Origin of the sequence: Pseudomonas alvandae, from assembly GCF_019141525.1 — a bacterium.
Classification (GTDB): domain Bacteria; phylum Pseudomonadota; class Gammaproteobacteria; order Pseudomonadales; family Pseudomonadaceae; genus Aquipseudomonas; species Aquipseudomonas alvandae.
Genome location: NZ_CP077080.1, coordinates 95,949 through 120,464, shown reverse-complemented (window position 1 = coordinate 120,464; position 24,516 = coordinate 95,949). Strand labels below are relative to the sequence as shown.

Below are 24,516 nucleotides of genomic sequence, written 5' to 3'. Positions count from 1 at the left end.
GGGAGCGGGGAAGGTGGTAACTATGTATAGGTTGTCGCGCCACATTGCAGCCCGTCCGAGGCCATCGCCTGCGTGATCACTGGCCGGACTTGATTCGCGTCCAGGCCCGTGTGCGTGCGCGCTCGGCATCCCTGGGCAACGGTTGCAGCGTGTACAGCGAGGCCATGGCGGCTTCAGTTGGATAAAGGTTGGGGTTGGCGCGGATCGCCGGGTCGACCATTTCCGTGGCGTCCTTGTTCGGGTTCGGATAGCCGACGAAATCGCTGACTGGCGCGATCACCTGCGGTTGCAGCAGGTAATTGATGAAGGTGTAGGCATCGTCCGGGTTCTTCGCGCCCTTGGGAATCGCGAGCATGTCAAACCAGATCGGTGCGCCTTCCTTGGGCAGTCGCATGTCCACCGTCACGCCATTCTTGGCTTCCTTGGCGCGGTTGGCCGCCTGGGAAAAGCTGCCGGAATAACCGACGGCCACGCAGATGTCGCCGTTGGCGATATCCGCCATGTATTTGGACGAGTGGAAATACGTGATGTAAGGCCGGATCTTCAGCAGCAGCGCTTCGGCCTTGGCGTAGTCCGCCGGCTTCTTGCTGTTGGGGTCCAGGCCGAGGTGCTGCAAGGCCAGGGGCAGGATCTCCGACGGTGAATCGAGCAAGGCCACGCCGCACTGCTTGAGCTTGCTGATGTTCTCTTCCTTGAAAATCAGGTCCCAACTGTCCACCGGCGCGTTGCCGCCCAGGGCAGCCTTGACCTTGTCCGGGTTGAAGCCGATCAGGATGGTGCCGTACATGTAGGGCACGGCGAATTTATTGCCGGGGTCGTTGGCTTCGATCAGCTTCATCAGCTTGGGATCGAGGTGGTTCCAGTTCGGCAGCTTGCTGCGATCCAGGGGCTGGAACACTCCGGCTTCGATCTGCTTGGCCAGGAACACGTTGGACGGTACCACCACGTCATAGCCGGCGTTGCCCGTCAGCAGCTTGGCCTCCAGCGCCTCGTTGGTGTCGAAGATGTCGTAGATCAGCTTGACCTGGCTGTTCTGCGCCTTGAAATCGTCCAGGGCCTTGGGCGTGATGTAGTCGAACCAGTTGTAGACGCGCAACGTGCGCTCCTCGGCCTGGACAGCGCCGCAAAGCAGCGCGGCGCACAGGGCCGGGGCCATCAGATGCTTGAGTCTGTTCATGCTGTTGTTCCTCATTGGGCGCTTTGGAAACCTTCAAGGACGTTCACGGCATTGATGCCGATTTCTGCCACCGCGTAGCCGCCTTCCATCACGAACAGCGTCGGCTTGCCGAGGGCGGCGATGCGCTTGCCCATCGCCACGTAGTCCGGGCTGTCGAGCTTGAATTGCGAGATCGGATCGTCCTTGAACGTGTCCACGCCCAGGGAGACGACGATGACGTCGGCGTCGTAGCGTTGGACTTCGCCGCAGGCTTGCTCCAGGACGGCGCTCCAAGTGTCCCAACCTGAGCCGGCCGGCAAAGGGTAGTTGAAGTTGAAACCCGCGCCGGCGCCTTCGCCGCGCTCATCTTCGTAGCCCAGGAAGAACGGAAACTCCGCCTCCGGATGGCCGTGGATCGAGGCGAACAGCACGTCGCTGCGCTCGTAGAAAATCGATTGGGTGCCGTTGCCGTGGTGGTAATCCACGTCGAGGATGGCGACCTTTTCATGGCCTTGGTCGAGGAAAGCCTGGGCAGCGATGGCGGCGTTGTTGAGGTAGCAATACCCGCCCATCAAATCGCTGGCGGCGTGATGTCCCGGCGGACGGCACAGCGCAAAGGCACTGCGCGCGCCACGCTGGACTTCGGCCTGGGCGGTGAGGGCGACCTGGGCAGCGCTATACGCCGCTTGCCAAGTGCCGGCGGTGATCGGCGCACCGCCGTCAAAACTGTAGTAGCCGAGTTGGCCGTGCAGGCTGGTCGGGATCACCGTGCGCAGGGTTCGGGCCGGCCAGGTGTAGGGCAGCAGGTCGCCGTCGCGGTTGAACTCGGTCCAGCGCGCCCACGCGCCTTTGAAGAAGTCCAGGTACGCCGCGCTGTGGATACGCTGGATCGGCGCCAGGCCAAAATCCTGCGGAGCCTCCACCGGCCCCAACGCCCGAGCCTTGACCCGCTCCAGCACATGGTCGGCCCGGGACGGCATCTCGAAGCAGGGCATCAATTGCCCATCCATCAACTCGCAGCGTCCGTGGTGCAGGTGGTGATCGTCCGAGTAGATCGTCAGCATTCTTGTTCTCCGCAGGGCTGATTCGCTGGGACACAGTCTTGCGGCGGGCGGGGTTTTGGAGAACGGCAGGAAAGGCCAAAAGGGGATCAAAATGGCCAAAAGATTTGACCGTAAATCGCCCCTTGTTGGCGCGGGTGTGCGCTGGTTCGGGGCGTAAGTCTACGGCTCCCAAAAATCCCGTGGCGAGGGGATTTATCCCCGCTGGGCTGCGCAGCAGCCCCTAACCAGCCAACCCAATCTGCCTGACCCACCGCGTCGTCTGCATTTTAGGGCCGCTTCGCGCCCCAGCGGGGATAAATCCCCTCACCACAGGTGATGCCGCGATTATCGAGGATCGACGTTATCCAACACCCGGTTCGCCAGCAGCGAGCTCAGCTCGATCAATTGCTGGATGCCGAGGAGCACATGGCGGTTGGAGCCTTCCAGATCGAACGCCAGTTCGTTGACCATCGCATCGGCTGAAGCCAGGGTTTCGCTGAGGTTGGCCAGCAGGCATTCGTTGTCGAGATCTTTTACGACGGTGAATAGCTGGCCGGGCTTGATGGTTTCTTTGGGTTTTGTTGGTTTGGGCTTTAGATAAAAGTCCAATGCGCGGGTAGCGGCTTCTTCGAGTTTTTTGGCGTTTAGGCCGTCCAGGTAAGGAGAGTTGGGGTCTGCTTCTGCTGGGTTTGGTTTGATCTTGGACATGGTGAAGCTCCTTTAACATGAGGAACTTTCGTTAAGCGGGCCGCCAAACCCGTTCGCTGATGTCAGCGACGAGGAGACGATAGGGGTTGAGGGCATGGCCCACAAGTCGGCGAGTTCCGGCGTAGTTGTAGGCAAAGGCGCAAGGATGCGTGGCTTGGCGGAAGGGGCTGAGCAATCTGTCAGACGCGCCTCACAACTGTGGTGAGGGGATTTATCCCCGCTGGGGCGCGAAGCGGCCCCAAAACAGGACAACCTGGTGTGTCGGGCCGATAGAGTGGCTACTTTAGGGGCTGCTGCGCAGCCCAGCGGGGATAAATCCCCTCGCCACAGGGGCGATGTCGCACAAGCGGCAGGCGGTTCACGCCCTGAACCGACTCGGTGCCACGCCGCTCCAGCGTACGAAGGCATGGCGAAAGCTCGCGGTTTCACTGAAGCCAAGCAGTTCGGCGATCCGGTAGATCGGCAATTGATCCTCGCAGAGCATTTGCTTGGCCCGCTCGAAGCGCAGTTCATCGAGCAGTTCCTGATAGCTGCAACCCAGATCCTTCAAATGCCGGCGCAGGGTGCGTGCCGAGCAGTTCATTTGTTCGGCCAGGCCCTCCAGGCCCGGGGCGGCGTCCAGTTGCGCGACGAGCAATTGGCGGATGCGTCCCAGCCAGGCCTGGCGGCCGGTGAATTCGGTGTTCTGCCGGCGGCAGCGTTCGGCCATGGCGTGATGGGTGATGGGGTCGGCCAGCGGCAGGGGCTGCTCCAGCCAATGACGATCGAAGGCGAAGGCGTTGTCGATGCTGTCGAAGCGGACTGGGCAGTCGAAGAGATTGGCGTAGCGCGCCTGGTAATCCGGTGCCGAATGTTCGAACCGCGCTGCACGCAAGGGCAGCGGGTGACCGAGCAGGTCGTTGCAGATCACCTTCAGCGAGACCATGCAGAACTCGGCGTTGAATACCGCCAGGGCCGGGTTTTCCCGATAGTCGCTGGCGCTGAGCCAGATGTGCTCGCCGTCATCGTCCAAGGCCAGTTCGAAGAGTGTTCCCAACAGCGCCGGATAGCGCAGCGCGAGGCGCAAAGCGTCACCTAAGGTGGCACTGGTGAGCAAGGCATATCCCAACATGCCGTAGGACGAAACGTGCATGTTGCGCCCCAGTTCCAAGCCGATATCCCGCTTGAGGGCGACGGCGTTGGCACAGACCTGCATTTCCTGGTTGGTGGTGATGCGCGTGTCGGCCCGGCTCAGATCCGCCGGGCTGATGCCGCTGCCGGCCAGCAATGCATCACGGGGCAGGCCGTCGTGCTTGAAGGCGTCGAGCACCAGGGAGACGGCGTTGAGCGTGGTGAGGTGGGAATGCAGCATGGTCCGTTTCCAGCCTGGGGAGACGGGAGATGGAGCAAGTTATATGCCGGCCCAGTTTCGCGACGCGAACGCTGGACCCTAGTGGGAGCGAGCTTGCTCGCGATGACGGTGTGTCAGTCGAAGTAGATGTCAACTGTGCCGCCGCTATCGCGAGCAAGCTCGCTCCCACAGGGTTTGGCAGGGTGTCAGATCAACTCACCACACAGATCCAACTCTACCAACCGCCGAACCTCATCCACCGGCAATCCAGCGCCAATCAACGCCTGCAACTTGCCGAACGCCGCCTCGCGGGTCATGCCGCCGCCGGACAACACGCCAACGCCGCGCAAGCGGCTGCCGGCTTCGTACACGTCCAGCTCGACGCCGCCTTCGTGGCACTGAGTGACCGCGACCACCACCACGCCGCTGTCCCGCGCCCGCTCCAGGCTGGCGAGGAACGCCGGATTGTCGCTCGGCCCGGTGCCGCTGCCGTAGCACTCCAGCACCAGGCCCTGGAGGCCACTGCCCAGCAGGCCATCGAGGATTTCGGCACCGATGCCGGGGAACAGCGGCAGCGCGGCGACGTTCGCCAGGTGTTTCGGCTGGTTGTAATTCAACTGGGTTGGCAGAGAAGCGGCCTTGACGCCACCGCCCTGGCGTTCCAGGCGCTTGAACGGGTGACGACCGAAGCTGCGCACTTTCGCGCAACGGGTCGGCGCCAGCAGTTCACCATGGAAATAAAGGTGTACGCCCGGCGCCAGGCCTTGGCCGAGGGCGACCAGCGCGCCGCTGAGGTTTTCCCAGGCGTCGCTGTCAGTTACGCCGGCGGGCAGCATCGAACCGGTGAAGCAGACCCGCGCGTGCAGGCCCAGTAACTGGAAGCTCATGGCGGCGGCGCTGTAGGCCAGGGTGTCGGTGCCATGCAGGATCAGCACGCTGTCGCAGCCTTGCACGTCCACGGCGTCGACCACCGCTTCGCGCAGTTGCTGCCAGTAGGCCGGGGTCATGTTGGCGCTGTCGATCAGCGGCGACATCTCCCGGAAGCGCCACTGCGGTACTACCAGCTCAGGCTGGCTGTGCAGGTAGTCGCGCATCCGCGCTTCGAAGCCGGAGGCCGGGGCCAGGCCGCTGGCGCTGGCTTGCATGCCGATGGTGCCGCCGGTGTAGAGCACCATGACGTGCTGGGCGGCAGGGTAGGTCGAGGAATTCATGGATTGTTCTCCGAGGATGAAAACGGCCGCTTGGGTTAGCCGTCACAACATGAGGCCGAGCATGACGCCGACCTCGTGCTGTGTCACGCCGGGCGCAGGGGATGCGCCCGGTTTTTTACGATCAGCCTGCCGCTCAGCGTTGCGCTGCGGCCACGCCCGCCTGGGCGTTTTCAGGCTTGGCAACCGGGGCCGACGGGGTGGCCGGCCAGGCGTTGCGGTCCAGGTCCAGGTCCGGGAACTTGCTGGAATCAAAGACAGGCACCTTGATGCCGGCCGAACGCTGGTCATCGTAGTCGCGCAGGATGCGCATGCCGACCTTGAACAGCAGGAACAGCGCGATCAGGTTCACGAACGCCAGCAGGGTCATGGTGATGTCGGCAAACGCGAACACCGTGCTCAGGTTCTCGATGGCGCCCCAGAAGATCAGGACCAGCACCAGGGCGCGGTAAGCCATCAGCGCCTTGCGGTTTTCACCGAGCATGAAGCGCAGGTTGTTCTCGCCCAGGTAGTAGTTGTAGAGGATCGAAGTGAACACGAACAACGCCAGGGCCACGGAAATGAACATCCGGCCCCAATCGCCGACCACGGCCGCCAGGGAGTTCTGGGTCAGGGCAATGCCATCGCCTTCGAAGCCTGGGGTGTAGAAACCCGACAGCAGGATCAGCAGCGCGGTGCAGGTGCAGATCACGAAGGTGTCCAGGAACACGCTGAACGCCTGGACCACACCTTGTGCCACCGGGTGCTCGACCGACGCGACGGCGGCGACGTTAGGCGCACTGCCCAGGCCGGCTTCGTTGGCGAATACGCCACGCTTGACGCCCATGACGATGGCGCTGCCGATCAGGCCGCCAAAGGCTTGGTCGAGACCGAAGGCGCTTTTGACGATGGTCGCCAGCATGCCCGGTACGTGCTCGAACTGCAGGACGATCACGTAGATGGTCACGGCGATGTACACCAGGGTCTTGACCGGTACCAGCAGGTCGGCAACCTTGGCGATACGCTTGATCCCGCCGATGAACACCAGGCCCAGCAACACCGCAAGGCCCAGGCCGGTGTAGGTGGTGTCGAGGCCGAAGGCGTTGTTCAGGGAGTGAGTCACGGCGTGGGCTTGCAGGCCGTTGAAGGCGAAGCCGAAGGTGATCAGCAGCAGGAACGCCATGATCATGCCCAACCAGCGTTTCTGCAGGCCGTGCTGGATGTAATAGGACGGGCCGCCACGGAACTGGCCTTCGGAGTCGCAGCGCTTGTAGAGCTGGCCGAGGGAGCATTCGAAGAAGCTGCTGGACATGCCGACCAGCGCGGTCACCCACATCCAGAACACCGCACCCGGACCGCCGAGGGTCACGGCGATGCCGACACCGGCAATGTTGCCCGCGCCGACGCGACCGGCCAGGCTGAGCATCAAGGCCTGGAACGAACTGAGCTGGTCAGTGCTGCTTTTCAGGCTGTCACGGAACACCGCGAACATATGGAAGAAGTGACGGAACTGGACGAAACGCGAGCGGATCGTGAAGTAGCCACCGAGCCCGACAATGAGCGCGATCAGCACTTTCCCTGAGAGGAAGTCGTTGATGACTTCGAGCATGAGTATTCCTCGCTGTTTTTTGTTTAAGCAATGATGGCCATTTGGAAACATCGTGTTACATCGGTCGGCGCGCGGCTCGACAGATTGGGGATGCTTCGTCCCGGTCCACTTCGCGGGTTTGTTATTAGTTCGGTTTTCGCATGTTGTTGAGGCCTCGTTGACGACGACCACTCATGCGAAGAGGGGCGGCACTATACCTATCAGTGCGACGCCCGTCTGCACAGTTGTGGTGCATGCGACGAAACGAACCCTTGTATCTCCTGGCCTTTCGGTCAGGTTCTTGCGGGAGAGAGCTGGCTCGCGATGGCGAGCGACGCGGGGTACAACGGCAGCGCGGCGCTGTTTATTGCCAGTCGGCTCGGTCCTACAGGTTCTGTCTTGCTTGCATCCTTCTGTTAAAAAAAAGGGCTTGGGGAACGAGTCCCCAAGCCCTCAAAAGGTGAGAGGTGTCTAGTCCCTCGACCTGGTGAGCGGTGGTCGCGTCGATCAAGCCTTCAGTGGGACCAGACGCGGGGCAATCATGTTTTCCGGGCGCAGGATGTCGTCGAGCATGGCGTCGTCGAGCAAGCCTTCTTCGCGCACCAGTTCCAGCACGCCGCGGCCGCTTTCCAGGGCAACGCGGGCGATACGGGTGGCGTTTTCATAGCCGATGTACGGGTTCAGGGCGGTGACCAGGCCGATCGAGTGCTCGACCAGCTCACGGCAGCGCGCCTCGTTGGCGGTGATGCCGACGATGCAGTGCTCGCGCAGCATGTCCATGGCACGTTGCAGCAGGCGGATCGAGTCGAAGATCTTGAAGGCGATCAGCGGCTCCATCACGTTCAGTTGCAGTTGGCCGCCTTCGGCCGCCATGGTCAGGGCCAGGTCGTTGCCGATGATCTGGAACGCTACTTGGTTGACCGCTTCCGGGATCACCGGGTTGACCTTGCCAGGCATGATCGAGCTGCCTGGCTGGCGGGCCGGCAGGTTGATTTCGTTGATGCCGGTGCGTGGGCCGCTGGACAGCAGGCGCAGGTCGTTGCAGATCTTCGACAGTTTGACCGCGGTGCGCTTGAGCATGCCGGAGAACAGCACGAAGGCGCCCATGTCGGAGGTGGCTTCGATCAGGTCGGCGGCTGGCACCAGCGGTTGGCCGCTGATGGTCGCCAGGCGCTGTACGGCCAGGGCCTGGTAGCGCGGGTCGGCGTTGATGCCGGTGCCGATGGCGGTGCCGCCCAGGTTCACTTCGGTCAGCAACTCAGGCGCCAGGGTTTTCAGGCGTGCCAGGTCTTCGCTCAGGGTGGTGGCGAAGGCGCGGAATTCCTGGCCGAGGGTCATCGGCACGGCGTCTTGCAACTGGGTACGGCCCATTTTCAGAACGTGGCTGAATTCTTCGCCCTTGGCAGCGAACGCCTGGATCAGGCTGTCGAGGCTGGCCAGCAACGCGTCGTGACCCAGCAGCAGACCCAGGCGGATCGCGGTCGGGTAGGCGTCGTTGGTGGACTGCGCCATGTTCACGTCGTTGTTGGGGTGCAGGTACTGGTATTCGCCCTTCTGGTGACCCATGGCCTCCAGCGCAATGTTGGCGATGACTTCGTTGGCATTCATGTTGGTCGACGTGCCGGCGCCGCCCTGGATCATGTCCACCACGAATTCTTCGTGGAAATCGCCGCGGATCAATCGTGCACAGGCTTCGCTGATGGCGGCGTGCTTGGCTTCGCTGAGCTGGCCCAGTTCGCGGTTGGCGTCAGCGGCGGCTTGCTTGACCATTGCCAGACCGACCACCAGCTTGGGGTAATGCGAGATCGGGACACCGGAGAGACGAAAGTTGTTGATCGCTCGCAGGGTCTGGATGCCGTAATACGCTTGCGCCGGTACTTCGAGTACGCCAAGCAGGTCTTTTTCTGTGCGGAATGATGCAGCGGAGGACATGATGGAAATCATCTCAATAAGGACCCGGTCTAAGCCGGAACGCTGTGAATCCTAGGCTTTCAGAAAAATTAGGGCCAATGCTGTTAAACACTGGCCTATGCATATTCGGCATAATGCCCGTGTGACGCCGACGACACGGCGAACGTGTGACCTGTTTTGGTGCGTCCTTCGGGAGGACGGTGATGAATCTAGAAAGCAAATGGCTGGAGGACTTCAGTGCCCTGGCCGCGACGCGCAGTTTTTCCCAGGCGGCCGAACGACGCTTTGTGACACAGCCCGCCTTCAGCCGGCGGATCCGTAGTCTGGAGGCGGCGCTGGGGCTGACGCTGGTCAATCGCTCGCGCACGCCGATCGAGCTGACCGCCGCAGGGCAACTGTTCTTGGTGACGGCGCGCACGGTGGTCGAGCAGTTGGGCGAAGTGTTGCGACATCTGCATCATCTGGAGGGTGGGCAGGGCGAAGTCATCCAGGTGGCAGCCGCGCACTCCCTGGCGCTGGGCTTCTTCCCGCGCTGGATCGCCCAGTTGCGTAACGACGGCATGAACATCGCGACGCGGCTGGTGGCGACCAACGTGGGCGATGCGGTACATGCCCTGCGCGAAGGGGGCTGCGACCTGATGCTGGCTTTCTATGATCCGGATTCGGCGATGCAGATGGACCCGGAGATTTTCCCGTCCTTGCATTTGGGCCAGACCGAAATGCTCCCGGTCTGCGCTGCCGACGCACAGGGCCGGCCCTTGTTCGATCTGGAAGGCGAGGCCAGCGTGCCGCTGTTGGCCTACAGCGCCGGGGCCTTCCTCGGGCGTTCGGTCAATCAGTTGCTGCGCCAGCGCGCGCTGCGTTTCACCACGGTCTACGAGACCGCGATGGCCGACAGCCTGAAAAGCATGGCCCTGGAAGGCTTGGGCATCGCCTGGGTCCCTCACCTGAGTGTGCGCAACGAACTGGCCCGGGGCGAATTGGTGATCTGCGGCGGGGCGCAATGGCATGTCCCGCTGGAGATCCGCCTGTACCGCTGCGCGCTGGTGCGCAAGGCCAACGTGCGGTTGCTGTGGCGCAAGCTTGAGGGTGGTGTGGCGCAGGGTGTGGCCGGTTCTTGAAACCCATGCAGCCCCTTGTGGGAGCGAGCTTGCTCGCGATAGCGGTGTGTCAGCCAGTGTTGATTTGACTGACCTACCGCTATCGCGAGCAAGCTCGCTCCCACAGGGATCTGAGGCGTTTTTCTGCTGACCTGCGAGTCAATAAAACCGCCGCTCCAGCGCAAATGACAGATGGTCGGCGAAAGTGCGTTTAATTTACCTTTTTCGGTATACTGCCCGGCCTTCGGTCGGTTCGCCCGACCATAATTCGTACAACAAGCCACGCCGGTTTCCCGCGTGGCTTGTTGTTTTTTGACGCGCCCGAGGGCGCCCAGAGAGAAGAGGCACGACGATGAGTGCACTGGTTGGCGTGATCATGGGCTCCAAGTCCGATTGGTCCACCCTTAGCCACACCGCCGATATGCTGGAAAAGCTCGGCATCCCTTACGAGGTGAAAGTGGTGTCCGCCCACCGTACCCCGGACCTGCTGTTCCAGTACGCCGAAGAAGCCGAGGCGCGCGGCATCGAAGTGATCATCGCCGGTGCCGGCGGCGCGGCCCATTTGCCAGGCATGTGTGCGGCCAAGACCCACCTGCCAGTGCTGGGCGTGCCGGTGCAATCCTCGATGCTCTCGGGTGTCGATTCGCTGCTGTCGATCGTGCAGATGCCAGCCGGCATCCCGGTCGCGACCCTGGCCATCGGCAAGGCCGGCGCGATCAACGCGGCCTTGCTGTCGGCGAGTATCCTGGGCGCCAAGCACCCACAGTTTCATACCGTGCTGAAAAAATTCCGCGCTGAGCAGACAGACAGCGTCCTGGACAATCCAGACCCACGCATTGCCTGAGGTTGTTGACGAATGAAGATCGGTGTAATCGGTGGCGGCCAGTTGGGTCGCATGTTGGCCCTGGCGGGAACCCCGCTGGGGATGAACTTCGCTTTCCTGGACCCGGCGCCGGACGCCTGTGCCGCTGCCCTGGGTGAACACCTTCGGGCCGACTACGGCGACCAGGATCACCTGCGCCAGTTGGCCGATGAAGTCGATCTGGTGACCTTCGAATTCGAAAGCGTCCCGGCCGAAACCGTTGCCTTCCTGTCCCAGTTCGTCCCGGTCTACCCGAGCGCCGAAGCCCTGCGCATCGCCCGCGACCGCTGGTTCGAAAAGAACATGTTCAAAGACCTGGGCATCCCGACGCCGGCCTTCGCCGACATCCAATCCCAGGCTGACCTTGACGCCGCTGTCGCGGCCATCGGCCTGCCGGCCGTGCTCAAGACCCGCACCCTGGGTTACGACGGCAAGGGCCAGAAGGTCTTGCGCAACCCTGAAGACGTCGCCGGCACCTTTGCCGAGCTGGGCAGCGTCGGTTGCCTGCTGGAGGGTTTCGTACCGTTCACCGGTGAAGTCTCGCTGATCGCCGTGCGCGCCCGCGACGGTGAAATCCGCTTCTACCCGCTGGTGCACAACACCCACAAGGACGGCATTCTCAAGCTGTCCGTCGCCAGTACCGACCATCCGCTGCAAGCCCTGGCCGAAGACTACTCCAGCCGGGTGCTCAAGCAGCTCGATTACGTCGGCGTCATGGCGTTCGAGTTCTTCGAAGTGGACGGCGGCCTCAAGGCCAACGAAATCGCCCCGCGCGTCCATAACTCCGGACACTGGACCACCGAAGGCGCCGAGTGCAGCCAGTTCGAAAACCACCTGCGGGCGGTGGCCGGGCTGCCGCTGGGTTCGACCGCCAAGGTCGGTGAAAGCGCGATGCTGAACTTCATCGGCAAAGTGCCGCACACCGAGAAAGTCCTGGCGATTGCCGACTGCCACCTGCACCACTATGGCAAGGCGTTCAAAGCCGGGCGCAAGGTTGGTCACGCCAACCTGCGTTGCGCCGATAGGGACACCCTGGCCCAGCAGATCATCAAGGTCGAGACGCTGATCGCCGAACAATAGTCTGCAACACCGGTGGAACCATTCATCGGCTAACCTCTCTCATGGCTAAGTGCCAAAACCTGATCAGGTTTTGGCTTTGCGTCTAATCAGAGGGGAATGCCATGGGAATCATCGGAACCATTTTTATCGGCTTGATCGTTGGCCTGCTCGCGCGCTTCCTGAAGCCTGGCGATGACAGCATGGGCTGGATCATGACCATCCTGCTCGGTATTGGCGGTTCGTTGGCAGCCACTTATGGCGGCCAGGCCCTGGGCATCTACCAGGCCGGTCAAGGCGCGGGTTTCATCGGTGCCCTGGTGGGTGCGATCGTGCTGCTGGTGATCTACGGCCTGATCAAAAGAAACTGATTAAACTTGATGAAGCCCTCTCTGCGCGGCGCACAGAGAGGGGCTAAACTGCCCGGCGTTTCATTCCTTACTCATTGCCGAGCCCATTCATGCGCCGTCTAGTGTTGACCCTTCTTTTGTTGGGCAGTGGCCTGGCCCACGCCGCCGAGCTGCCGGAAACCGACTGGCTCGAACTGATGCCCAAGTCGGACCAGAAAGCCCTCGAGGCCATGCCCGAAATCGATCACAACTCCCCCGAAGCCAACGGCACCTTCACTGAAAAGGGTGGCTTGAAGCAAAGCAAAGGCTTGCCGGCGGTGATGTATTCGACCAAGACCGTGGCGTCGATGAACGACAAGCACATCCGCATCGGTGGCTATCCGGTCCCCCTGGAAAGCGATGCCAAGGGCCGCAGCACGCTGTTTTTCCTGGTGCCTTACCCGGGTGCCTGCATCCACGTCCCGCCACCGCCGCCTAATCAATTGGTGCTGGTGCGCTATCCCAAGGGGCTGAAGCTGGACGACATCTACACGCCGCTGTGGGTGACGGGCACGTTGAAGATCGAGAAGGTCGATAACGACCTGGCGAGCGCAGCGTATGCGCTGGAGGCGGAGAAGGTGAGGGTGGTGCAGGAGGCGGATTTGTAACCAGCTGATTGGCCTGACATAAATCCCAATGTGGGAGCGCGCTTGCTCGCGATGGCGGTGTGTCAGTCGACGCTGAGGGTGACTGTCAGTCCGCTATCGCGAGCAAGCTCGCTCCCACAATGGTTTTTGCGGTGTCAGAGCGGCTTGCTGCAGATGCTCACGCCCAGGGTATGGCTGGCGTCGGGCAACAGCGTCACCACGTCATCCATCACATTCGCCGTCTCGATGCACAACATGCGCTGCCAGCCGTCGTCGGCCATGTCGCTGAAGGCCTTGGCCCGTTCGGTCCAGGGATTCCAGATCACCGCCGAGCGTGAGCCGGTGCTGGTCAGTTGGATTCGGCGTTGCCAGTGCGGGTCAACGATGCTCAGTGTCGGCGGGGTATTGAGGTAGATGCGGTCGGTTTCGCCGGCAAAATGCAGGTCACCGGCCTGGGCGTGGGTCTTCCAATCGTCCAGGGTCTCGATGTAGCTCAAGCCATCCACCCCTTCGACCTGCACGTTGCGCACATCGCTGACAGCGAAATAGCTGTGCAACGCCTGGCTGAGGCTGACGGTTTCACTGCCACGGTTATGGCTGGTGAGGTGGATATGCAGTTGCTCGTTCATCACGATGGTCAACGTCAGGTCGACCTGATGGGGCCAACCCGACAGGCCGTTTTCAGGGTAGGGCAGGACGAATTCGATTTTCAGGCTTTCACCTTCGGCCTCGATGCCCCTCAATTCCCAATCCATCGCCCGCACCAGGCCGTGGGCCGTTGCAGGCTCGTTGCTGACGCGCATGGCCTGGACGCTGTCGGGGTTGCGGGTCAGGTTGCCGAACCACGGCCAGCACACCGGCACACCGGCGCGGATGCTCTTGCCGGCCTTGAAGGTGGCCTGGTCATTGAGCCAGATCAGCGGCGGCTGGCCGTCCACCTGATAACTGAGGATATGCGCGCCTTGCTGGGCCACCAGCAACTCGGCCTGACCGTGGCGGATGCGCCAACCGTTCAGTTCATCCAGTTTGACGGCTTCGACGTTGGGCGTAGGCATGTTGCAAATCTCGTTCAGGAACATGGACTGCAATGGACCGCAAAACGGTTGCCGCGTTTAACGGGCCCGTGGTGGAACCGAACGGGTACGACCGCTGCCGTCGATGGCGACGAACACGAACACCGCTTCGGTGACCTTGCGCCATTCACTGGACAGCGGGTCGTCGCTCCACACCTCGACCATCATCTGGATCGAGCTGCGGCCGATTTCCAGCGCCTGGGTATAGAAGGACAACTGCGCGCCCACCGCCACCGGCACCAGGAACGCCATGCGATCAATCGCTACGGTCGCCACGCGCCCACCCGCCACCTTGCTGGCCATCGCGGTGCCGGCGAGGTCCATCTGGGACACCAGCCAGCCGCCGAAAATGTCGCCGAAGCCGTTGGTGTCACGGGGAAGTGCGGTGATTTGCAGGGCCAGGTCGCCTTGCGGAATTGGATCTTCTTGTTCGAGCTCTATCATGCCGGGGGTGCCTCTGACCCGTAACTCTGTCGTGTACTTCAGGTGAATAGCCGTCTTTGAAAAAAACGATTCAGCCCGAACATGCCTCGTTCGTCACGTTTTTCATAAAGGCGTGCCAAAGGGAAACTCTGCGAAACCGGCTGATTTGTACTACATCACCAACGACGTTTTCGCACAGCAACCCCTTACAGAGTGTCGCAAGGTTGCGAGTATATCGGGCGATAGACGTCGATACGACCATCGGGTTCTGATTTTGACTGTCAATTACGCGCCTCTATGTGCTTTTTCGAACAATTTGCTATCGTGCCGAACCTGCCCGGGCTCCCATCCGGTGTTGTCGGGCCGAGAACTGACTATAAGAGAAGCCCTTGCCATGACCACTGCGCCTTCGAGCACGGCGACGCCCGCACAACCCGCCCGTCCGCTGACCCGTAACGACTACAAGACCTTGTCGCTTTCTGCCCTCGGCGGCGCGCTGGAGTTCTACGATTTCATCATTTTTGTGTTCTTTGCCACCGTGGTCGGCAAACTGTTTTTCCCCGCCGAAATGCCTGAATGGCTGCGCCTGATGCAAACGTTTGGCATTTTTGCCGCCGGTTACCTGGCTCGCCCGTTGGGCGGAATCATCATGGCTCACTTCGGCGACCTGCTGGGGCGCAAGAAAATGTTCACCCTGAGCATTTTCATGATGGCCGTGCCGACGCTGATCATGGGCTTGCTGCCGACCTATGCACAGATCGGCATGTGGGCGCCGATCCTGCTGTTGCTGATGCGCGTGATCCAAGGCGCCGCGATTGGCGGCGAAGTACCGGGGGCTTGGGTATTCGTTTCCGAGCACGTTCCGGCGCGGCACATCGGCTACGCCTGCGGCACCCTGACCTGCGGCCTGACGGCGGGGATCCTGTTGGGTTCGTTGGTCGCTACCGCCATCAACAGCATTTATACGCCAGTGGAAGTGGCGGATTACGCCTGGCGGATTCCGTTCCTGCTGGGTGGTGTGTTCGGCCTGTTCTCGGTGTATCTGCGCCGCTGGTTGCACGAAACCCCGGTGTTCGCCGAGCTGCAACAGCGCAAGGCCCTGGCCGAGGAAGTGCCGCTGCGCGCCGTGCTGCGCGACCATCGTGGCGCCATCGCCATTTCGATGCTGCTGACCTGGCTGCTGTCGGCCGGCGTCATCGTGGTGATCCTGATGACGCCAACGGTGCTGCAGACCGTCTACCACTTCAGCCCGACCACGGCGTTGCAGGCCAATAGCCTGGCGATTGTGTTCCTGAGTCTTGGTTGTATCGGCGCCGGTGTATTGGCCGACCGCTTCGGCGCTGGCCGGGTGTTCGTCTTCGGCAGCGGCCTGCTGCTGATCACCTTCTGGACCTTCTACCACAGCCTGTTCGCCCACCCCGAGTGGCTGTTCCCGCTCTACGCCTTGAGTGGCTTGCTGGTGGGTACTATCGGCGCGGTGCCGTACGTCATGGTCAACGCCTTCCCGGCCGTGGTGCGCTTCAGTGGGCTGTCGTTTTCCTACAACCTGGCCTACGCAATCTTCGGTGGCTTGACCCCGATGGTGGTGACGTTGCTGTTGAAGGAGAGCCCGATGGGGCCGGCGTATTACGTGGCGATCATCTGCGGGATCGGGATGGTGATTGGTGGGTATCTCTGGAAGAAAGGGCGCTAAGCAGCGCAGAACAGCCTCTGTGGCGAGGGGATTTATCCCCGCTGGGTCGCGAAGCGGCCCCAACGCTGCCAACTCAATCTATCTACCACATCGAGTTATCAGGTTTAAGGGGCTGCTGCGCAGCCCAGCGGGGATAAATCCCCTCGCCACAAGAATCATCTTGCAAAACTCAATGCTGGCCTTTCATCCAATTGTCATATTTCAGCCATAGAGTGTTCACACGGCTTACCGATACTTGGCCGACTTAACACACCCTATCTGCTAGGAGTAAGGCATGAAACTGAAGCGTTTGATGGCGGCAATGACGTTTGTCGCTGCTGGCGTTGCGACTGCCAACGCGGTTGCCGCTGTTGACCCTGCGATCCCGAGCTACACCAAGACCACTGGTGTATCGGGCAACCTGTCCAGCGTCGGCTCCGATACCCTGGCCAACCTGATGACCTTGTGGGCCGAGAACTACAAGAAAGAATACCCGAACGTAAACATCCAGATTCAGGCCGCCGGTTCCTCCACCGCGCCACCTGCGCTCACCGAAGGCACCTCCAACCTGGGCCCGATGAGCCGCAAGATGAAGGATAACGAACTGCAGGCCTTCGAACAGAAGTACGGCTACAAGCCAACCGCTATCCCGGTTGCCGTGGACGCCCTGGCCGTGTTCGTGCACAAGGACAACCCGATCCAGCACCTGACTATGGAACAGGTTGACGCGATCTTCTCGTCCACTCGCCTGTGCGGCGCCAAGGCCGACGTGAAGACCTGGGGCGACCTGGGTGTGACCGGCGACCTGGCCAACAAGCCAGTGCAACTGTTTGGTCGTAACTCGGTGTCCGGCACCTACGGCTACTTCAAGGAAGAAGCCCTGTGCAAAGGTGACTACAAGCCAAACGTCAACGAACAACCAGGCTCGGCTTCGGTCGTGCAGTCGATCAGCTCTTCGCTGAACGGCATCGGTTACTCGGGCATCGGCTACAAGACCGCCAGCGTGAAGACCGTGGCCCTGGCCAAGAAAGGCAGCACCGAGTTCATCGAAGACAGCGAAGAGAACGCCCTGAACGGCAAATACCCGCTGTCGCGCTTCCTCTACGTGTACGTCAACAAGGCCCCGAACAAGCCTCTGGCGCCGCTGGAAGCTGAGTTCGTCAAGCTGATCCTGTCCAAGCAAGGCCAGGAAGTCGTGGTCAAGGACGGCTACATCCCGGTTCCAGCCAAAGTCGCCGCCAAGGCACTGGCTGACCTGGGTCTGCAAGAAGGCGGCAACGTCGCCAAGAAGTAACACCTGAACCCGGGCCGACGCCCGGGTTTCCTGTGGGAGTGATGCCTGCTCCCACAGCCCCAATTCCTGTCCGCTGCCGCTCACCGCTGGCGGCGGATTTGTTGCGTCACTGCATTGTCATCTTTCTGTCATACAGGATCGCTAGGGTGTGCGCATGAATGATCTGGCCAACTCCACAATGACTACGACTTCCCCTCCCAAGCGCATTGACTTCAATACGCCTGAGCTGCAACGCAAGCGCCGCATCCGCGCGCTCAAGGATCGCCTGACCCGCTGGTACGTGTTGGTCGGCGGCCTCGCCGTTCTCGCGGCCATTACCCTGATTTTCTTCTTCCTGGCCTATGTGGTGCTGCCGCTGTTCAAGGGCGCGGACCTGACCGCCAAGGATTCGATCACGCCTGCCTGGATGCAAGACGCCGGCAAACCGCTGATGATCTCCATCGAAGAGCAGAACCAGGTGGCCATGCGGGTTTCCGACAAGGGCCAGGCGCTGTTTTTCGACATCACCAGTGGCGCCGAACTGCGCCGCGTCGACCTGCCGATCCCGGCCGGCGCTAGCGTGACGTCCATTGGCGAAGACCAGCCCGGCAGCCCGCTCGTGGCGATCGGCCTGTCCAACGGCCAGGCCTTGGTGTTCCGTCACACCTATAAGGTGTCCTACCCGGACGGCAAGAAAACCATCTCGCCTGCCGTCGAATATCCTTATGGCGAGACGCCGATCGCGTTGAACGAGCAGGGCACTGCGCTGGAACATGTCAGCCTCAACGCGACTGATTCGACCTTGTTGCTGGCCGGTTCCAGCGGTGCTCAACTGCAAGTGCTGTCGCTGACCAGCGAAGAAAACATGATGACCGGTGAAGTCACCAGCGAGCAGACGCGTATCGATCTGCCGCAAATGACCGAGCCGGTGAAGAACATCTTCGTCGATCCGCGCCAGCAATGGCTGTACGTGGTCAATGGGCGTGCCCAGGCCGATGTGTTCAGCCTGCGGGACAAGAGTCTCAACGGTCGCTACAAGCTGCTCGAGAACGCCGAGGCCCAAGTCACCGCCGCCACCCAGTTGGTGGGCGGGATCTCGCTGATCATTGGCGACTCCAAGGGCGGCCTGGCCCAGTGGTTCATGGCCCGCGACCCGGACGGCGAGCTGCGCTTCAAACAGATCCGTACCTTCCAGATGGGCAACACGCCCATCGTTGAAATCACCGCCGAGGAGCGTCGCAAAGGTTTCGTAGCCCTCGACGCCGCCGGCAAGCTCGGCGTGTTCCACAGCACCGCCCACCGCACCTTGCTGGTGGACCAGGTGGTCGATGGCCAGGGCCTGTTCGGCATGTCCCCACGGGCCAATCGCCTGATCGTGGAGCAGGGTGGCAAGCTGCAACCGCTGACGCTGGAAAACCCGCACCCGGAAGTCTCGTGGAGCGCGCTGTGGAGCAAGGTCTGGTACGAAAACTACGACGAGCCCAAGTACGTCTGGCAATCGACGGCTGCCAACACTGACTTCGAACCCAAGCTGAGCCTTTCACCGCTGACCTTCGGCACCCTGAAAGCCGCGTTCTACGCGATGCTGCTGGCCGCGCCGCTGGCGGTTGCCGCCGCGATCTACACCGCGTACTTCATGGCACCGGGCATGCGCCGCAAGGTCAAGCCGGTCATCGAACTGATGGAAGCCATGCCGACGGTGATCCTCGGCTTCTTCGCCGGCCTGTTCCTGGCGCCCTACGTTGAAGGGCACCTGCCGGGGATCTTCAGCCTGCTGATGCTGCTACCGATCGGCATCCTGGTCGCCGGTTTCGTCTTCAGCCGCCTGCCGGAATCCATTCGCCTGAAGGTGCCGGACGGTTGGGAAAGCGCCTTGCTGATCCCGGTGATCCTGTTCGTGGGCTGGCTCTCGCTGTACATGAGTCCGTACATGGAAGCCTGGTTCTTCGGCGGCGACATGCGCATGTGGATCTCCCATGACCTGGGCATCACCTACGACCAGCGCAACGCCCTGGTGGTGGGCCTGGCGATGGGCTTCGCGGTGATCCCGAACATCTACTCCATTGCCGAAGACGCCGTGTTCAGCGTGCCGCGCGGCTTGACCCTGGGTTCGTTGGCCCTCGGTGCCACGCCGTGGCAGACCATGACTCGCGTGGTGATCCTCACCGCCAGCCCGGGCATCTTCTCGGCGCTGATGATCGGCATGGGCCGCGCGGTGGGCGAGACGATGATCGTGCTGATGGCCACCGGCAACACCCCGGTCATGGAAATGAACCTGTTCGAAGGCCTGCGCACCCTGGCGGCCAACGTGGCGGTGGAAATGCCTGAGTCGGAGGTCGGCGGCAGCCATTACCGCGTGCTGTTCCTGTCGGCCCTGGTGCTGTTGCTGTTCACCTTCGTCATGAACACCCTCGCCGAGCTGATCCGTCAGCGTCTGCGCAAGAAATATTCGTCGCTTTAAGAAAGGTAGAAGTCTGTGAAACAGAACTCCCTGAAAGGATGGTTCAAGAGCGGCGCCCCCGGCGTCTGGATCAGCGGCGGCGCGGTGTCCATCGCGGTCATCATGACCATTGGCCTGCTGGCGGTGATTGCCGTGCGCGGCCTGGGCCACTTCTGGCCGGCGGACCTGATCCACGCCAGCTACACCGTGCCGGGCATGCCTGCGCAATTGGTCGTCGGCGAAGTCGTGCAGAAAGAAGAAGTGCCTCGCGAGCGCCTGAAAAGCGCCGGCCTGCCGGTGCCGGACGAAGGCCCGGAGTTCATGACCCGCGAACTGGTCAAGGTCGGCAACCGTGACCTCAACGGCACCGACTTCACTTGGATCGTCGGTGACTGGCTGAAAAACCAGACCACGCCGCCCGAGCTGATGGCCATCGAGCGTCGCGAATGGGGCAATTTCTACGGCTACCTGGTCAACGTCAAGGAAGAAGGCAAGGTCGTAGCCGAAGGCGGAGCAGCCTGGCCGCAATTGCAGGCGCGTATCGAGCGCGTCAACAAGCTCGCCGACGAGCTCAAGACCCTGGAGAAGGTCGACATCGGTGCGATCAACGCCGGTCTCGAACGCATCCGCCTGCACGGCCGCAAGCTGGAACTGGACGGCAAGCTCGACGCCGCCGCCCAGGCCGACCTGGAAAGTGAACGCGCTGAACTCAATGCCCGCTACAAGGACATCGAAGCGCGCCTGGCCGACCTGCATGCGCAGTTCAACCGCGACAGCCTGACGGCCCGTGATGCCAACGGCAAAGAAGTGGAAATCGAAATCGGCAAAGTGGTGCACGCCTACCAGCCAAACGGCATGGGCACGTTCACCAAGATGGGTTTCTATTTCAGCAAGGTCTGGGAATTCCTCAGCGACGACCCCCGTGAAGCCAACACTGAAGGTGGCATCTTCCCGGCGATTTTCGGCACGGTGATGATGACCTTGATCATGGCGATGATCGTGACGCCGTTCGGTGTGCTGGCGGCGGTCTACCTCCGTGAATATGCCCGCCAAGGCCCGATGACCCGACTGATCCGCATCGCGGTGAACAACCTCGCGGGCGTTCCGGCGATTGTCTACGGCGTGTTCGGCCTGGGCTTCTTCGTCTACGTGCTGGGCGGCTCGGTTGACCGGCTGTTCTTCCCCGAAGCCTTGCCGGCGCCGACCTTCGGTACGCCGGGCCTGCTTTGGGCGTCCCTGACCCTGGCGTTGCTGGCGGTGCCAGTGGTGATCGTCGCCACCGAGGAAGGCCTGGCGCGGATTCCTCGGACCGTACGCGAAGGCTCCCTGGCCCTTGGCGCGACCAAGGCCGAGACCCTGTGGAAAATCGTCCTGCCGATGGCGAGCCCGGCGATGATGACGGGCATGATCCTCGCCGTGGCTCGTGCCGCGGGTGAAGTGGCGCCGTTGATGCTGGTGGGCGTGGTGAAACTGGCGCCGTCGCTGCCGCTGGATGGCAACTACCCGTACCTGCACCTGGACCAGAAAATCATGCACCTGGGCTTCCACATCTACGACGTCGGCTTCCAGAGCCCGAACGTCGAGGCAGCCCGGCCGCTGGTCTACGCCACGGCGCTGCTGCTGGTGCTGGTGATCGCGACCTTGAACCTGTCGGCGGTGTGGATCCGTAACCACCTGCGCGAGAAATACAAAGCACTGGATAGTTGATGATCGACGCGGACCTTGTGGGAGCGAGCTTGCTCGCGAAGCTTCTGGCGGCCTCGATGGCCCCATCGCGAGCAAGCTCGCTCCCACACTGATCGGCGTTCACTGGAATTTCATTGGGCCGCCAGAAAAGGCGTTCCGAACCGAATTTGTTAGCACAGGGAGCCTCCCATGCAACACGAAGCACACACTCACGGCATCAACATGTCGGCCCTGGGCCGCGACAAGCAGAGCCTGGACCTGGCCCAGGAAACCGTCGCCATCGAAGTGCCCGGCCTGAACCTGTTCTACGGTCAGAAGCAGGCGCTGTACGACGTCAGCCTGAACATCCCGAAACAACGCGTCACCGCGTTCATCGGCCCGTCGGGCTGCGGCAAGTCGACCTTGCTGCGCACCTTCAACCGCATGAACGACCTGGTGGACGGCTGCCGCGTCGAAGGTGAAATCAACCTCTACGGCAACAACATCTACCGCAAGGGCGAAGACGTCGCCGAGCTGCGTCGCCGCGTGGGCATGGTGTTCCAGAAGCCCAACCCGTTCCCGAAGACCATATACGAAAACGTGGTCTACGGCCTGCGCATCCAGGGTATCAACAAGAAGCGCATCCTCGATGAAGCCGTGGAATGGGCCCTCAAGGGCGCGGCGCTGTGGGACGAGGTCAAGGACCGTCTGCACGACTCGGCGCTGGGCTTGTCCGGCGGCCAGCAGCAACGCCTGGTCATCGCCCGCACCATCGCCGTGGAGCCGGAAGTCCTGTTGCTCGACGAACCCTGCTCGGCCCTCGACCCGATCTCGACGCTGAAGGTTGAAGAACTGATCTACGAGCTCAAGTCCAAGTTCACCATCGTCATCGTGACCCACAACATGCAGCAGGCGGCGCGGGTGTCCGACTACACCGCGTTCATGTACATGGGCAAACTGGTGGAGTTCGGCGACACCGATACCCTGTTCACCAATCCGGCAATGAAGCAGACCGAAGACTACATCACCGGTCGTTACGGCTAGGAAGCCGTTGTTGCTCATTGTGAATCTACGCTGCGGTCCGCCGCACCTTACCGGACGCTCCAAGGACGCCAAAGATGATTAGTAAAGAAGGCCTTACCCACCACATTTCCGCACAGTTCAACGCCGAGCTGGAAGAAGTGCGCAGTCACTTGCTGGCCATGGGCGGGCTGGTGGAAAAGCAGGTCAACGACGCGGTAACCGCGCTGATCGAGGCCGACTCCGGCCTGGCCCAGCAAGTGCGCGAGATCGACGACCAGATCAACCAGATGGAACGCAACATCGACGAAGAGTGCCTGCGCATCCTGGCCCGTCGCCAGCCGGCCGCTTCCGACCTGCGCCTGATCATCAGCATCTCCAAATCGGTGATCGACCTGGAGCGGATCGGCGACGAAGCCACCAAGATCGCCCGTCGCGCCATCCAATTGTGCGAAGAAGGCGAAGCGCCGCGCGGTTACGTCGAGGTTCGCCACATTGGTGACCAGGTGCGCAACATGGTTCGTGACGCACTGGACGCCTTTGCCCGTTTCGACGCCGACCTGGCGCTGTCGGTGGCCCAGTACGACAAGATCATCGACCGGGAGTACAAGACTGCCCTGCGTGAGCTGGCGACCTACATGATGGAAGATCCACGCTCCATCTCGCGGGTGTTGAGCATTATCTGGGTGCTGCGTTCCCTGGAGCGCATCGGCGATCATGCACGCAACATCTCGGAACTGGTGATCTACTTGGTGCGTGGTACCGACGTGCGGCACATGGGCCTCAAGCGGATGAAGGAAGAAGTGGAGGGCACCCCGTCCGAAACCGCTAATGTTCCCGGTGAAACTGACGATAAGTAAGATTGCCAAGAAAAGCGCCCGGCCTTCTGGTCGGGCTTTTTTTTGCGGTTTTTTTAATCGAAAGCAGCACCCCGTGAACGAAAAGTCCCGGCGTGACTGAAGGTTTTTGGCAATGTGCCATCAGTAAAGCGGTATGCTTGCCGGGATTTTTTAGAGGTGTATCTGGATGAGTAAGGTCAGTGTGTTGGTCGTGGACGATGCTTCGTTCATTCGTGACTTGGTGAAGAAGTGCCTGCGCAACTACTTCCCAGGCATCCGCATCGAAGACGCGGTGAACGGCAAGAAAGCCCAGGCCCTGCTGGCCCGTGAAGCGTTCGACCTGGTGCTGTGCGACTGGGAAATGCCAGAGATGTCGGGCCTGGAACTGTTGACCTGGTGTCGCCAGCAGGACAACCTCAAGGGCATGCCGTTCGTCATGGTCACCAGCCGTGGTGACAAGGAAAACGTGGTCCAGGCGATCCAGGCCGGCGTTTCCGGCTACGTCAGCAAACCGTTCACCAACGAACAATTGCTGACCAAGGTCAAGCAGGCCCTGAACAAGGTGGGCAAGCTCGACACCTTGATGAACAGCGCCCCGACCAAGATGAACTCGGCATTTGGCAACGATTCGCTCAGTGCCCTGACCGGTGGCAAGGCCGCTCCGGCCGCCGCCGCAGCGCCAGCCGCGAACCCGTTTGCCAAGCCCGCTGCCCCGGCCGCCGCGCCTGCACCGGCTGCCGCCCGTGGCCTGCTCAACAGCCCGCCCGTCAAGGCACCCGCCGCCTCCGCGCCGACCAGCAATCGCGGGCAAGGCCAATTGCGCCTGTCCAGCGGCACCCAGCAATGCGTGATCAAGGCCCTGAGCCTCAAGGAAGCGCTGCTGGTGGTCAAGCGCACCGACACCCTGCCACAAGTACTGGAAAGCTCGGTGCTGGACATGGAGCAGGGCGACAACGCCGAGACCGCTCGTCTGAACGGCTACCTGCACGCCATCGTCGCCCACGAGCAGACGCCGGACAGCGAATGGCTGCAACTGACCTTCCGCTTCGTCGACAAGGATCCGCAGAAACTCGACTACATCTCGCGCCTGATCGCCCGCGGCACCGCGCAGAAACACTTCGTACCGGGTGCCTGATTCGGCGGCGCCCTTGAGTCCGCTATCGCGAGCAAGCTCGCTCCCACAGTTGATCCAGT

At 61.7% G+C, this 24,516-nt stretch carries 21 protein-coding genes; 12 read left to right on the top strand and 9 right to left on the bottom strand.

The annotated features are described in order from the left end of the window. Positions 1-76: 76 nt before the first annotated feature. The 7 genes from KSS97_RS00555 to aspA form a co-directional block, all read right to left on the bottom strand. Positions 77-1,177 carry a polyamine ABC transporter substrate-binding protein gene (locus tag KSS97_RS00555; RefSeq protein WP_030139101.1) on the bottom strand — a complete coding sequence of 367 codons (1,101 nt, stop codon included), beginning with the start codon at positions 1,175-1,177 and terminating at the stop codon, positions 77-79. 11 nt (positions 1,178-1,188) lie between these two features. Then, positions 1,189-2,220 carry a histone deacetylase family protein gene (locus tag KSS97_RS00550; RefSeq protein ID WP_217860661.1) on the bottom strand — a complete coding sequence of 344 codons (1,032 nt, stop codon included), beginning with the start codon at positions 2,218-2,220 and terminating at the stop codon, positions 1,189-1,191. A gap of 324 nt (positions 2,221-2,544) precedes the next feature. Further along, entirely contained in the window at positions 2,545-2,907 is a 363-nt protein-coding gene (locus tag KSS97_RS00545) for a DUF6124 family protein (protein WP_217860659.1), read from the bottom strand. A 358-nt stretch (positions 2,908-3,265) separates the two neighbouring features. Beyond that, positions 3,266-4,258 carry an AraC family transcriptional regulator gene (locus KSS97_RS00540; protein ID WP_217860657.1) on the bottom strand — a complete coding sequence of 331 codons (993 nt, stop codon included), beginning with the start codon at positions 4,256-4,258 and terminating at the stop codon, positions 3,266-3,268. 185 nt (positions 4,259-4,443) lie between these two features. After that, entirely contained in the window at positions 4,444-5,448 is a 1,005-nt protein-coding gene (locus tag KSS97_RS00535; RefSeq protein ID WP_198796181.1) for an asparaginase, read from the bottom strand. Between the two features lie 133 nt (positions 5,449-5,581). Beyond that, entirely contained in the window at positions 5,582-7,033 is a 1,452-nt protein-coding gene (locus KSS97_RS00530) for an alanine/glycine:cation symporter family protein (protein ID WP_217860656.1), read from the bottom strand. Positions 7,034-7,519: 486 nt separating this feature from the next. Beyond that, positions 7,520-8,944, bottom strand: a complete 1,425-nt coding sequence (gene aspA, locus KSS97_RS00525) for an aspartate ammonia-lyase (protein WP_030139110.1) — start codon at positions 8,942-8,944, stop codon at positions 7,520-7,522. Between the two features lie 182 nt (positions 8,945-9,126). Here aspA and KSS97_RS00520 point away from each other — a divergent pair, with 182 nt between their 5' ends. The 5 genes from KSS97_RS00520 to KSS97_RS00500 all read left to right on the top strand — a co-directional run bounded on the left by KSS97_RS00520 (position 9,127) and on the right by KSS97_RS00500 (position 12,938). Further along, the gene (locus KSS97_RS00520; RefSeq protein ID WP_198796183.1) at positions 9,127-10,044 is read left to right on the top strand and encodes a LysR substrate-binding domain-containing protein; all 918 of its coding nucleotides are present in this window, start codon (positions 9,127-9,129) and stop codon (positions 10,042-10,044) included. 331 nt (positions 10,045-10,375) lie between these two features. Continuing rightward, positions 10,376-10,867 carry a 5-(carboxyamino)imidazole ribonucleotide mutase gene (gene purE / locus KSS97_RS00515; RefSeq protein ID WP_003196369.1) on the top strand — a complete coding sequence of 164 codons (492 nt, stop codon included), beginning with the start codon at positions 10,376-10,378 and terminating at the stop codon, positions 10,865-10,867. Positions 10,868-10,879: 12 nt separating this feature from the next. Next, positions 10,880-11,965: a 5-(carboxyamino)imidazole ribonucleotide synthase gene (locus KSS97_RS00510; protein ID WP_217860655.1), complete on the top strand. Its 1,086-nt coding sequence runs from the start codon at positions 10,880-10,882 to the stop codon at positions 11,963-11,965. A 101-nt stretch (positions 11,966-12,066) separates the two neighbouring features. Next, positions 12,067-12,312, top strand: coding sequence for a GlsB/YeaQ/YmgE family stress response membrane protein (locus tag KSS97_RS00505; RefSeq protein ID WP_003187057.1), 246 nt, complete (start codon positions 12,067-12,069; stop codon positions 12,310-12,312). 89 nt (positions 12,313-12,401) lie between these two features. After that, on the top strand, positions 12,402-12,938 hold the full coding sequence (locus KSS97_RS00500) for a DUF3299 domain-containing protein (RefSeq protein WP_030139124.1): 537 nt from the start codon (positions 12,402-12,404) through the stop codon (positions 12,936-12,938). 134 nt (positions 12,939-13,072) lie between these two features. Here the strand turns inward: KSS97_RS00500 and KSS97_RS00495 are convergent, their stop codons facing one another. Continuing rightward, complete coding sequence (locus KSS97_RS00495; protein WP_030139125.1) at positions 13,073-13,972, bottom strand: D-hexose-6-phosphate mutarotase; 900 nt, start codon at positions 13,970-13,972, stop codon at positions 13,073-13,075. Between the two features lie 57 nt (positions 13,973-14,029). Further along, positions 14,030-14,434 carry an acyl-CoA thioesterase gene (locus KSS97_RS00490; RefSeq protein ID WP_030139126.1) on the bottom strand — a complete coding sequence of 135 codons (405 nt, stop codon included), beginning with the start codon at positions 14,432-14,434 and terminating at the stop codon, positions 14,030-14,032. A 373-nt stretch (positions 14,435-14,807) separates the two neighbouring features. Here KSS97_RS00490 and KSS97_RS00485 point away from each other — a divergent pair, with 373 nt between their 5' ends. The 7 genes from KSS97_RS00485 to KSS97_RS00455 all read left to right on the top strand — a co-directional run bounded on the left by KSS97_RS00485 (position 14,808) and on the right by KSS97_RS00455 (position 24,457). Then, positions 14,808-16,106: an MFS transporter gene (locus tag KSS97_RS00485; protein WP_030139127.1), complete on the top strand. Its 1,299-nt coding sequence runs from the start codon at positions 14,808-14,810 to the stop codon at positions 16,104-16,106. A 274-nt stretch (positions 16,107-16,380) separates the two neighbouring features. Next, positions 16,381-17,379, top strand: a complete 999-nt coding sequence (locus tag KSS97_RS00480; RefSeq protein ID WP_217860654.1) for a phosphate ABC transporter substrate-binding protein PstS — start codon at positions 16,381-16,383, stop codon at positions 17,377-17,379. Between the two features lie 406 nt (positions 17,380-17,785). Further along, on the top strand, positions 17,786-19,819 hold the full coding sequence (locus KSS97_RS00475; RefSeq protein WP_217861948.1) for an ABC transporter permease subunit: 2,034 nt from the start codon (positions 17,786-17,788) through the stop codon (positions 19,817-19,819). A 15-nt stretch (positions 19,820-19,834) separates the two neighbouring features. Next, positions 19,835-21,505, top strand: a complete 1,671-nt coding sequence (pstA, locus tag KSS97_RS00470) for a phosphate ABC transporter permease PstA (protein ID WP_217860653.1) — start codon at positions 19,835-19,837, stop codon at positions 21,503-21,505. Positions 21,506-21,673: 168 nt separating this feature from the next. Further along, complete coding sequence (gene pstB, locus KSS97_RS00465; protein WP_030139131.1) at positions 21,674-22,507, top strand: phosphate ABC transporter ATP-binding protein PstB; 834 nt, start codon at positions 21,674-21,676, stop codon at positions 22,505-22,507. 74 nt (positions 22,508-22,581) lie between these two features. Continuing rightward, on the top strand, positions 22,582-23,343 hold the full coding sequence (gene phoU / locus KSS97_RS00460; RefSeq protein ID WP_030139132.1) for a phosphate signaling complex protein PhoU: 762 nt from the start codon (positions 22,582-22,584) through the stop codon (positions 23,341-23,343). A gap of 166 nt (positions 23,344-23,509) precedes the next feature. Next, positions 23,510-24,457, top strand: a complete 948-nt coding sequence (locus KSS97_RS00455; RefSeq protein ID WP_198796185.1) for a response regulator — start codon at positions 23,510-23,512, stop codon at positions 24,455-24,457. Positions 24,458-24,516: the final 59 nt, after the last annotated feature.